The organism is Niallia taxi, assembly GCF_004005475.1.
Classification (GTDB): domain Bacteria; phylum Bacillota; class Bacilli; order Bacillales; family Cytobacillaceae; genus Niallia; species Niallia taxi.
Genome location: NZ_RZTZ01000001.1, coordinates 451,271 through 463,243, shown reverse-complemented (window position 1 = coordinate 463,243; position 11,973 = coordinate 451,271). Strand labels below are relative to the sequence as shown.

The window sequence follows — 11,973 nt, the reverse complement described above, 5'->3', positions numbered from 1 at the left end:
AGGATAGTAGATATCGGAGGAGAACAGAGCATGAAAAGAACTAAATGGGGCATTGTACTCGCAGCAACAGTAGCACTGCTGGCAGGCTGTGGAGCACAAAATGTCCAAACAAATAACGATGGGGAAAAGCAGCTTAAAATAATGACAAGCTTTTATCCGATGTACGAATTTACGAAGAAAATTGCAGGGAATCAAGCTGATGTGGAGCTACTAATACCGTCATCAACAGAACCGCATGATTGGGAACCAACTCCGAAGGATATAAAAAAGGTGCATGATGCAGATTTGTTTATTTACAACAGTGAGTATATGGAGACATTTGTCCCAACAATCGAGGCTGCAGCAGAGAGTGAAGGCACAGTCTTTGTGGAAGCTAGCAAGGGAATTACCCTTATGGAAGGATCAGAAGAAGAGGAAGAGCATCATGACCATGATCATAGTCATGAAATGGACCCTCATGTCTGGCTGAGCCCAGCTTTGGCAATGAAAGAAGTCAAGACAATCACAGCAAGCCTTATGGAATCAGATCCAACTCATGAGGACGAATATAAAAAGAATAGTGAGACGTACTTAAAGGAGCTTTCAGCGCTTGATGGCGAGTATAAGGAAAAGCTTGCTTTAGTCCCGAAAAAGGAAATGATTACACAGCACGCAGCATTCGGTTATTTGGCACACGACTATGGTCTTGAACAAATTGCTATTGCAGGGCTTTCACCAGAGCAAGAACCAACCGCAGCGAAGCTTGCTGAATTAAAAACATTCGCTATGGAGCATGATATTAACGTTATCTATTTTGAAGAGGTAGCATTACCAAAGGTTGCAGAGACACTTGCAAAAGAAATCGGTGCGAAAACGACCGTATTAAACACGCTAGAATTAGTAAGTGAGGAAGATCAAAAGAACGGGCATGATTATATTTCTATCATGAAAAATAATTTAGATGCCATTGTTCAAGCACAGTCTGCATAAACCAAAAAGAGGATGCCTTATTTAGGTATCCTCTTTATCTGTGCAAAAAGGGGTCTAATTATAAACTATTCGTTTTCATTTTTTGTAAATGTCTAAAAATCAATTGCAAATAGAGTGAGAGAATGCTAGTATTGGGGCAAACAACAGGATGAAAGCGTTTAAAGTTATTAGGCAGCTTAAAATATACAAAAGTGACAGCTACATAATGTGATGGGAAAGAGGTAGGTCTTTCGTGAATAAAAATGATCTTTTGCTGTTCATCGGTGACAGCATTACAGAAGCAGGCAGATATGAAGACCCTGAGCAAATTGGTAACAGTTATGTCCGGTATGTAAGAGACTTTCTTGCCATAAATAAGCCAGAGACTCTCCCGAAAATCATTAACAAGGGTATTGGCGGTAACAGAGTTCCTGATTTAGCAGAGCGGTGGAAAGAGGATGTCTTGGATTTAAAGCCAGATTATGTGTCGATATCAATTGGCATAAATGATGTATGGCGACAGCTCGATTCTCCTCAGCAAGAAGCATTGTCACACGACCGCTTTAAGGCCATCTATGCAGACTTAATAGAGCAAGTTCATACACATACAAATGCCAAAGTTATTTTAATGGAGCCGACAGTTATTCTGGAGGATGTGAATGCACAAGGAAACAAACTGTTAAAGCCTTATGTGACGGCAGTACAGGAACTCGCTGCAGAGTTTAATTGCCTGTTGGTGCCAACACATCAAGCATTTATTGACTATTTAAATACGCCAGACCGCCAAGTGCTAACAACGGATGGTGTTCATATGAATACCACGGGGAATATGCTGATGGCACAAACCTGGCTTCAAGCTTTTTTAAATGAAAGGTAAAGGGGGAAAGAGAATGGGATATCAAGCAAGTGAAAATCGCTACGAATCAATGAAATATAATCGCACAGGAAATTCAGGGCTGCTTCTGCCAGCTATCTCTTTAGGGCTTTGGCATAATTTCGGAGGTGTGGATACATATGAAAACGGGAGAGCGATACTTAGAAAGGCATTTGATTTAGGTATTACCCATTTTGATTTGGCAAATAATTATGGACCACCGCCAGGATCAGCAGAAGAAATGTTTGGGAAAATGCTGCAAGCTGATTTCGCTCCATATCGGGATGAAATGGTAATTTCGACGAAGGCGGGCTATCATATGTGGCCAGGTCCATATGGAGATTGGGGCTCTAAGAAATATCTTGTATCAAGCCTTGACCAAAGCTTAAAAAGAATGGGACTTGATTATGTGGATGTTTTTTATTCACATCGTCCAGATCCTAATACCCCTTTAGAAGAGACAATGGCGGCACTTGACCTCGTTGTAAGGCAAGGGAAAGCTTTATATGTCGGAGTCTCCAATTATAGTGCGGAGCAGACAGCAGCTGCGGTTGAAATTTTGAATCGACTAGGTACCCCGCTGTTAATCCATCAGCCTAAATATTCCCTTTTGGAGCGTTGGGTAGAGGATGGGCTCCAGGATGTTTTGGAGCAAAATGGTGTTGGCTCCATTGCGTTTTGCCCATTGGCTCAAGGCTTGCTGACAAGCAAATACGCAAATGGCATTCCAGAAAATTCAAGAGCAAAAAAACCGTCCAGCTTCCTGTCCGAAGCACAGGTGACGCAAGACGTGGTTAATCGCGTTATAAAGCTCAATGAAATTGCAGCAAACCGAGGCCAAAGTCTCGCACAGATGGCGTTAGCTTGGGTGCTGAGAAATGGAAAAGTAACTTCGGCGTTAATTGGCGCAAGCAGAGTGAGCCAAGTGGAAGAAAATGTAGCTGCATTGGCAAATCTTGAATTTTCTAATGAAGAGCTATCAAGCATTGATAATATTTTGACGGATTCTATATAACACTGTAAAGCATTGCTGTCCAAAAGATGGCAATGTTTGTTTTGTTAAGATAAATACGCTGTAATTTAATGAGAACAGGAGAGGGAATTATGAAAGAGAGGCTTTTATTTGTTTGGAAAATCCCATCGTTTCCAATCCTATTTTTAGCCAATTTTATCTTTGGATTATCCATGTCGTTTTTTGCCCCATTCTCCTCCCTTTTTGGAATTGATGAAGTAGGGATGAGTAATATCGGCTTTGGACTGTTTATGACAATTATGGCAATTGGCGGTGTTGTCATAAGCACGATTATAGCCAAAAAATCAGATATGCAATTAAGCAGAAAGAAAATCCTTATCTTTACAAGCCTTACAGGGATGCTTGGCTATATTGGCTTTGCCTTTGTTCGTGATTATGTGTTGTTAGCCATCATAGCCTTCGTTTTGTTAGGCTCTGCTGCTGCCTCAGTACCACAGCTGTGGGCATATGCAAGGGAGGCGCTTCACCATGCAAATGTTCCTAAAGAGCAAGCACCGTTTATTATGAATGTTTTTCGGATGTTCTTTGCCCTTTCCTGGACGGTTGGGCCTGCTATAGCTGCATGGCTGCTTGCGGCAATTGGCTTTAAAGGTTTGTTTTTATTTGTGGCAGCAAGCTATGGAATAGGATTAGTCGTCATCCTATTCTTTTTAAAGGATATTCCAAAGATTGCTACTGTGAAAAAGGGTGTCTCCACTGGCGTTGCATCCTATGTCCGCAAGCCCCATATATTTGGGAATCTCGCTGCAGCAATGCTATTAGCTGCCGCAACCTCCATTCATATGCTGAATGCACCTCAGTTTGTTACAAAGGTGCTTGGCGGGAACGAGCTGGATGTTGGGTTGATTTTCAGTGTGCCGCCGATTTTCGAAGTACCGATGATGATTGCAGTCGGAATGCTGGCAACCAAGCTGGATAACGGATTGCTTATAAGAATTGGCTTTGCTATTGCCGCCATTTATTTTTCGTTATTCTTCTTTGTTAACGAACCATGGCAAATATATCCGTTGCAAATATTAAGTGCGGCACAGGTTTCCATTACATCAGGAATTGCCATATCCTATTTCCAGGACTTTATTCCACAAGCACAAGGGACAGCAACAACTCTTTATATGAACTCGACCCAAATTGGCAATACTGTTGGCTACTTAATGTTCGGTGTATTAGCAGAAGCAATGAACTATGGCAATGTAATTATTATTTACGCCATTTTCGCAATCATTGCCCTAGTTTGCCTAATTCTTTTCGGAAAAGAAAAACAAAGTGCCAACAAATCAGCATCCTTCGGAATGGATTAGAGTATTTTATACTTTGTCCCAAACTTAACTCTTTAAAATTGAAGGAAAACTACAGAAGAATCATCTAAAACCATTTACCATGTGTAAATGGTTTTTTACAATGTAAATCATAGTAAAAATAAGCAAATATGTATAAAATAAAAGAATCATTCGGAGTTATCCTCAAGCAAGGAGGAAAAAAGTTGGAAGCACGAAAAGAAAAAGAAAAGAAGCAGGTGAAAAAACAGCATTTGCTGCTGGCGGCCATGCTGCAGCAAATCTTAAACGTATCACTGATTTTGCTTGCGATCACATTAAGTGTGTTGCTATGTAAAGAAATTATTTATTTTATCGCATATGCAGTCGAGCTTCAGCAGGCAAGCAACAATTATGAGCTGCTTGAAAGAATATTAGTGTTCTTTTTGTATTTTGAATTTATCGCACTAATTGTAAAGTATTTTCAAGAGAGCTATCACTTTCCACTAAGGTATTTCTTGTATATCGGAATTACTGCAATGGTTAGGCTTATCATTGTCTATCACGATAATCCATTGCACACACTTTTATATACTTGTGCTATCCTTGTATTAGTGCTCAGCTATTATATTATTTCAGCAGCATCATCAAGGAAGCATTAGTGTTTAGATATACTTTGAACGTTTTTAAAAGGGGAGAGTGCAAATGAATGATTCACTTCAATCTATTGAATATGAAGTGGCATTACTTGTTCGTTTAATTACAGCAAATAACCCAAAACTCGGGAGTCTGGACAGATCGGAATACTTAATTTTAAGTGAATTGCTAAGGAACGGACCGATTGGAATAAATGAAATTGCGCATCAGCTGCTGCTGAACATCTCCACAGCGAGCAGACAGGTCAGTAATCTTGAAACAAAATCCTATGTGAAAAGATATCCTGATGCCAACAATGGCCGGATTAGCTTAATAGAAATTACAAAGAGTGGGCTAGAAGTGCTTGAACGAGTGCAAAAGGCTCGCTACACAGTATATGGAGAGATACTGAAGAATTGGAAACAGGAAGATATTGAACAATTGGACAAGCTAATGAACCGCCTTAATGCAGATTTTAAGCATTGGGGACAAGGGTGAAAAGAGATTCTTAAAGAGTCTCTTTTTTTAGTTTAAAAAATGAAAACATATTGTTTTTTTGTTTATATGTTGTATAATACAACTTGTTATATACAATATTAAAAATTCACAAGGAAAGGGGGAGAGAAGATGAGTCAGCAGATTAATACTTCTGCATCTGAATCAGAAAAGGTTGCAGTACCTCAGTATTTGATTATCTCGATCTTGACAATCTTCGCAATCGGATCACAATACTTTTCCAATCTTTCCTATATATTAAATCAAGGGGTTATCCAAAATGGTTTGCAGCTTGGCTCCAATTCTTTATTGCTGCCTTCGACCTTGTCTAATCTCGGTTTTGCATTTGGCGTACCACTTGGACCTGTTTTAACAAGAAAACTCGGTTTGCGCAAAAACTATTTGCTTTTCATTAGTGTTTTTCTTATTGGTTCAGTTATTGCAGTATTTTCCGAGGATTTGCTGTTTTTGATAATAGCAAAAATTATTCAAGGAATAAGCGCAGGCTTTTTATTTTTGACGATTTTGCCAGCAAGCCTTAAATCGTTTCCAAACAAAATCAGGAATACGTTTTTGCTGATGGTTATTACAGGGCTGTTTGGAGCTAGTGCTTTAGGTGCTTTATTTGGTGCATTGTCCTTAGAGGCAGATGCGTGGCGCTGGTTGTTTATCCTTAATGTCGCAGCTGCTGCTATCTGTTTATTAGTCGGTTTTATCGGATTGCCTAAGCTAGAGCAGCAAGAGGAGCATTTCTCCTTAGACAAAACAGGGATATTTCTGTGGACGGTTATGATGCTAGTGTTAGCCATTCCGTTATGCAATTTAGTTCAAAAGGGCTTCACATCCACATATGTATGGCCGTTCCTAATTGTTGCTGGTGTGCTTATGATTTTATTCATTATTGTGGACAGGAAGGCAGAAACACCGTTAGTGCCATTTAAAACACTCAAGGCATCGAAACCAATATCAGGCACCATTATGGCAGTAGCATCCCATTTAGCATTAGTATTCGCTATTGCTGGAATTAATGGATTTTTACGTAATAATCTTGATTTGCCGTTTATGTATTTATCTCATTTTTATTTTTGGTTCTTCGTCGGTATTGTAGTTACAGCCATCTTGAAAACGGTTCTGTATGATAAGCTTGGCGCTGGTATTTTGGGCATCATTGGGTCAATAGCAGTCATTTATGTAAGCTATCAATGGAGAACAATTGACTCTGCGGTTACATTGCATGAACTGTATTTTCAAGTAGCTTGTCTTGGTGCTGGTGTGAGTATGGTACTTGTGGGGGGTGCATTAGGGACAGCTCTTGCAGGTGACATTCATCAGGCCTCCATGCGATCTGTTACACTGCACTCGATTCGGAACTTTGTTGGTGCCATTATTTCACCGGTTCTTGCTTGGTTTTTAACGACAGTAAATGCCAGCAATTATGAAAAAATTCGCTGGAGCCTGCAAAGTGACAGCACAGAATTCAAGCAGGAAATGGCAGTTTGGACTAGGCATTTAGTGGAACAAGGAAATTCTGTCGCAAATGCTAAATCGTTGGCATCCTATGAGCTGATTGTTCATGTAAAGAAAGCGGCTATTCTTGGAGCCTACCATAATCTGTTTACCATTTTGCTTGTGTTAGGCATAATCATGCTGCTTGCTTCTATAGGAAAAGTGGCAACAGGTAAAGGGCGTTCACTTGTTCAAAAACAGCCCAAGCCAGTACAAAAACACACAGACACAAAAATAAATAATGCATTATAAAATGAGCTGATCTTAGCATAGGAGCGAAATAAATGAGCAAAGGAAAATTATTAATTATAAACTTTATTGGCCTTGTGGTCGTGTTAGGTCTTATTGCCACAGGAGTCTACATGTACTATCAACATAAAAACTATGTAAAAACAGATGATGCCGTCGTATCGGCAGATATAACTGAGGTAGTTGCCCCAGTATCAGGTATTCTTACTGAATGGAAGGGCAGTGCAGGAAATGATATGAAAGTAAATCAAGCAGTAGGGACAGTGAATGATGGAAAGGCAGCACATGAAATCGACAGTATAGCTGCCGGAACGATCATTAAAAATGAAGTAAAGGCAAACGAACTAGTCCAGTCAGGGCAGGTGCTCGCTCAAACGGCGGACATGGATCATATGTATGTGCTTGCAAATATAAAAGAAACCGAATTGAACGATATTGAAATTGGTGACAATGTGGATATAACAGTCGACGGTGATTCAAATGTAACGTTTGATGGGAAGGTAGAAGACATCAGCTATGCAACAAACTCTGTGTTTTCTGCACTGCCATCACAAAACGCAACTGGAAACTACACAAAAGTAACCCAAAAGGTTCAAGTCAAAATATCCATTCAAAATCCAACAAAAAAAGTACTTCTCGGTATGAATGCAGAAGTGAAAATATCAATCTGATAAAAAGGACAATTCCTGATGTGGGAGTTGTCCTTTTCACTTTATTAATATAGTAAAATTAACTTGAGATTCCCTGTAATAGCTTGGTATGATAAAAGGAGAATAAAGAAAGAGAGATATCTTCGTATGAGTATGCGTCTAAGAGATTGGGACCGAAATTTAAAGGTTCGGCTTGCAGGAGAATCTGTTGTTAATATTACATTTTGGATGTTTTTCCCGTTTTTATCTATTTATTTTACGGAAGCCTTTGGCAAATCAACTGCTGGAATGCTGCTGATACTTTCACAAGTTTTTTCTTGTGCTGCAAACCTGCTTGGGGGATATTATGCAGATAAATATGGCCGCAAGAAAATGATGGTGCTGTCCGCCTTCGTTCAAGGAGCAGCTTTCACTGTTTTTGCTGTTTCAAGCTCCTCATGGTTTGATTCACCATTGCTTGGGTTTGTTTGTTTTACTGTTGTGAGTATGTTTGGTGCTGTTTACTGGCCGGCAAGCCAAGCGATGATTGCAGATGTCGTAGGAGAAAAGGATCGCAGTGACGTTTTTGCGGTTTTTTATACTTCTACAAATATTGCTGTTGTAATTGGACCGATTATTGGCGGCATCTTTTTTGCGGAGTATCGTTTCCCGTTGCTGTTAATGGCAGGTGTTTTAAATCTTGTTCTTGGTTTAGTGCTTCAATACATGGTTAAAGAAACAGCTCCTGTTCAAAGGAAAGAGGAGAGCATACAAAACAAGAATTGGTTTTCTGTGCTTGGTAATCAACTGAAGGATTACAGAGTAATTATGAATGACCGGGTTTTTCTCCTGTTCATCATCGCTGGTGTTCTTATTGGACAAACCTTTATGCAGCTTGACCTTTTGTTCCCTGTCTATATTAACGAAGTGGTGACAAACCAGCCGCTGCTAAGGTTCGGGAACTGGTCTTATGTTGTAGAAAACACACAAGCATTTGGACTTGTGCTTGCTGAAAATGGCTTGCTTGTTGCCATCTTTACAATTGTTGTGACAAGGTGGATGAGCAAATACAAGGAACGAAACGTGTTTATTATTTCCTCGTTCACATACGCTGTTTCCGTTTTACTGTTCAGTCAAACCTCATGGATTTGGGGTCTGCTGTTTGCTATGCTTGTGTTCACATTGGCAGAACTCATGACGGCAGGTATACAGCAAGGCTTTATTTCTGAGCTTGCGCCTGCTGACAAAAGAGGGAAATATTTTGCTGCTGCAAGTCTGCGCTACACGTTCTCAAAGGTGCTTGCACCAGTGTCTATCCCAATGAGTGTTTGGTTTGGCTATACATGGACCTTCATCATCATCAGCTTGTTAGCATGCCTAAGCGGCATCCTCTACTACAGGATGTTTCATAAATTTGAAAAGCGCAAAGCGTTAGAAACGGCTCCTAAATGGTAATTTAGGAGCCGTTCTTTTATTCTTCCTTTTCCGCCGTAATAATTAGCTTAATATTGTTTTCTTTCGTAAAGTTCTGATACTCCTTAGGTGGTTCAGCACCAGTAATTAAGCAGTCAATGTCATGAAGTGTGCAGTATGTCATAAGAGCATACTTGTCAAACTTATGATGGTCGACAAGCAAGTATACCTCTGCACTTCTTTCCACGACATGCTTCTTAATCTCACTTTCCAATGGGGACGAATTTGTGACACCATTTGAGATGGAAATACCTGTTGAAGCCATGAAGGCTTTATTAATATTATAGGATTTAATTACATCAGTGCTTTGAATACTTGCAAAAGACTTAGTTTTTCGTTCTAATACACCACCAAAGGTAATGATGTGAAGATTTTCATATGGAAGTGCCTTAATAATAAAATCAAGATTATTTGTAATGATGGAAAGCTGTTTTGTTTTGAGAAACTCTAGCATTTCCAATGTAGTAGTACCTGAATCAATAAAGATAATGTCACCATCTTCAACAAATTCCGCTGCGCTTTTCCCAATCAGCATCTTTTCATCTTTGTTCCGTATTTGCCGATCATTAAAGGAAACGAGTGTAGCATGATTAACGGCAACACCACCATACACCTTTTTAAGCTCGCCTTCCTCTACCAGCTCCTGGATATCTCTTCGTATCGTATTTTTAGAAACATTAAATACTTCAACCAATTCATCTAGTGAGACGGTTTCATGCTCAAACACATAGTCTTGAATTTCTTTAATTCGTTTATTTTTCAGCATCATTCTAGCCACCTTTTGTTATTCCGCTATGCCTGATTTGATATTTATTCTGTCAAGCAGTTGCCAAGTTGATAAAAAACCTTTGTCAATCCTGCTGCTGTCGTAAAAGTATTTGGTCCTGTGAAAAAGTTATTTCGTTAACTTAGCTAAATTATACCAAAAAATAACCAAGAGTTCACCATAGAAATTAGAAATTTTATTGGTTATTGACGGGCAAGTATAGGGAATATGTATTGCTTAAAGGAAGGGGATAATATATTAATATAAAAAAAGCCAAGCTGTCTGATGGATCTTAACAGCTTGGCTTTCCATTTTACTAATTAATTAATTTTCTGCTAGTTTAGCAGAACTGTTAGGTTTTACTGTGTTTTGTTTGCTTAGAAAGTCTTCAGCAGGCTTCGCACGTTTCATAAAGAACGATAGAATCAGTGCTATTACTACAACACCGACAGAGATAAGGAATGCATCATTAATTCCTTCCATCATCGCCTTCATTGCAAGTTGTTCTTTAGCAGCAGCTAATGTTGCTGCATCAGGCTGTGCTGTCGCATTAGACATGTTTTTCATTGCATCTTCTGCTAATTCCTTAGCATGTGTAGTCGTGCGGTTTGACATAATGGTAATCATTAAAGCAGAACCGATGGCGCCAGATACTTGCTGTAATGTATTGTTCATTGCCGTACCGTGCGGGTTCAATCGTGCAGGCACTTGGTTCAAACCATTTGTCATTACAGGCATCATAACCATGGACATACCAAACATACGGATAGAATAGATGACAATCAATGTTGTGTAAGATGTATCCATTGTTAGTTTGCTAAACATATATGTTGTAATAGCTGTAAGTGTTAAACCAGTAATAGCTAAAACTCTTGCTCCATATTTATCAAATAGTTTACCTGTAATTGGTGACATAATCCCCATGATGATAGCACCAGGCAGAAGCAGTAGTCCCGAATCTAATGGAGAAATCCCTCTGACTGTCTGAATGTACATTGGCATTAACAGCATTGCAGAGAACATTGCGATATTTACTACGATAGAAATTGTTGCTGACAATGCGAAAAGTGGATATTTGAAAATCCTGAATTCAAGCATTGGATTCGGAATTTTAAGCTGTCTTACAATGAAGAGAACTAAGCTTAGGAAACCGATGATTAATGTTCCGTATACATAAACACTGTCCCAGCCTTTGCTGCCTGCAGTACTGAAGCCATACAACAGACCGCCAAAGCCTAAAGTGGAAAGGATAACAGAAAGGACATCAATAGAGATATCTACTTTATCCTTTTTATCTTTCAATTTAAAGATTGCAAACAGTAATACGATGATTGCAATCGGTGCAATGATGCGGAAGAGTACGTGCCAATGGAAGTGCTCGACAATATAGCCTGAAAGTGTCGGACCAATCGCTGGTGCGAAGATCATAACTAAACCGAAAACTCCCATTGCACTGCCGCGTTTTTCAACTGGGAAGCTTGTTAGCAGGAAGTTCATAAGTACTGGCATCATGATTGCTGAACCAGATGCTTGGACCATACGTGCACCCAAAAGAACTGGGAAAGAGTCAGCGAATCCTGCAACAAGTGTCCCGATAGTAAATAAGGACATGGCAGTGATAAACAGTCTTCTAATAGAATACCTTTGAATTAAGAAGGCAGTTGTCGGAATCATAATGCCGTTAACAAGCATATAGCCAGTAACGAGCCATTGGCCAACAGATGCTTCAATGTCGAAATCTTTATTAATAGAAGGCAATGCTATATTCAATAAAGTCGAATTTAAGATAGCAACAAAAGCCCCAGCCATAAGAATGGCGATAATGCCATATGGTGGCTTTTTCGTGTTTTGTGTTGCTGTGTTGTTCATGAAATGTTTTCCTCCTTATGAACTTCGAGTTCATTTTTTATACAATTGTTATAGGCTTAAATAATAATATACTGGCAGTATAAATTTTGCAATAAAAATGTTTAGGTTTACTAAAAAAATAAATTATCAGTATTTTTCTGCCTTTATATAAAATAGATGAAGGTTGGTATGGTAACGTTTTCTTAGCTGGATTCTTGAATTTTATTGCTATATGGGTTAGTATGTTTTTTGAACTGTTAGTA

11 protein-coding genes are annotated in these 11,973 nt (G+C 39.2%); 9 read left to right on the top strand and 2 right to left on the bottom strand.

From position 1 onward, the window contains the following. Window positions 1-30: 30 nt before the first annotated feature. The 9 genes from EM808_RS02365 (at window position 31) to EM808_RS02325 (ending at window position 9,078) form a co-directional block, all read left to right on the top strand. Window positions 31-969, top strand: coding sequence for a metal ABC transporter substrate-binding protein (locus EM808_RS02365; protein WP_127735260.1), 939 nt, complete (start codon window positions 31-33; stop codon window positions 967-969). Between the two features lie 232 nt (window positions 970-1,201). Continuing rightward, a complete protein-coding gene (locus tag EM808_RS02360) occupies window positions 1,202-1,825 on the top strand; it encodes an SGNH/GDSL hydrolase family protein (protein ID WP_127735257.1) in 624 nt (207 codons plus the stop codon). A gap of 13 nt (window positions 1,826-1,838) precedes the next feature. Then, window positions 1,839-2,837: an L-glyceraldehyde 3-phosphate reductase gene (mgrA, locus tag EM808_RS02355; RefSeq protein ID WP_127735254.1), complete on the top strand. Its 999-nt coding sequence runs from the start codon at window positions 1,839-1,841 to the stop codon at window positions 2,835-2,837. 89 nt (window positions 2,838-2,926) lie between these two features. Continuing rightward, the gene (locus EM808_RS02350) at window positions 2,927-4,153 is read left to right on the top strand and encodes a sugar efflux transporter (protein WP_164849556.1); all 1,227 of its coding nucleotides are present in this window, start codon (window positions 2,927-2,929) and stop codon (window positions 4,151-4,153) included. A 215-nt stretch (window positions 4,154-4,368) separates the two neighbouring features. Continuing rightward, window positions 4,369-4,770, top strand: coding sequence for a phosphate-starvation-inducible protein PsiE (psiE, locus tag EM808_RS02345; RefSeq protein ID WP_259347136.1), 402 nt, complete (start codon window positions 4,369-4,371; stop codon window positions 4,768-4,770). Between the two features lie 43 nt (window positions 4,771-4,813). Next, entirely contained in the window at window positions 4,814-5,242 is a 429-nt protein-coding gene (locus tag EM808_RS02340; RefSeq protein ID WP_127735245.1) for a MarR family winged helix-turn-helix transcriptional regulator, read from the top strand. A 129-nt stretch (window positions 5,243-5,371) separates the two neighbouring features. Next, the gene (locus tag EM808_RS02335) at window positions 5,372-6,997 is read left to right on the top strand and encodes an MFS transporter (protein ID WP_127735242.1); all 1,626 of its coding nucleotides are present in this window, start codon (window positions 5,372-5,374) and stop codon (window positions 6,995-6,997) included. Between the two features lie 32 nt (window positions 6,998-7,029). Then, on the top strand, window positions 7,030-7,665 hold the full coding sequence (locus EM808_RS02330; protein ID WP_127735239.1) for an HlyD family secretion protein: 636 nt from the start codon (window positions 7,030-7,032) through the stop codon (window positions 7,663-7,665). A gap of 132 nt (window positions 7,666-7,797) precedes the next feature. Further along, window positions 7,798-9,078, top strand: a complete 1,281-nt coding sequence (locus EM808_RS02325) for an MDR family MFS transporter (RefSeq protein ID WP_127736672.1) — start codon at window positions 7,798-7,800, stop codon at window positions 9,076-9,078. 16 nt (window positions 9,079-9,094) lie between these two features. Here EM808_RS02325 and EM808_RS02320 read toward each other — a convergent pair whose 3' ends face one another. Both EM808_RS02320 and EM808_RS02315 read right to left on the bottom strand, forming a co-directional pair. Next, window positions 9,095-9,862, bottom strand: a complete 768-nt coding sequence (locus tag EM808_RS02320; protein ID WP_127736669.1) for a DeoR/GlpR family DNA-binding transcription regulator — start codon at window positions 9,860-9,862, stop codon at window positions 9,095-9,097. A gap of 324 nt (window positions 9,863-10,186) precedes the next feature. Then, a complete protein-coding gene (locus EM808_RS02315) occupies window positions 10,187-11,731 on the bottom strand; it encodes a DHA2 family efflux MFS transporter permease subunit (RefSeq protein WP_127735236.1) in 1,545 nt (514 codons plus the stop codon). Between the last annotated feature and the right edge of the window lie 242 nt (window positions 11,732-11,973).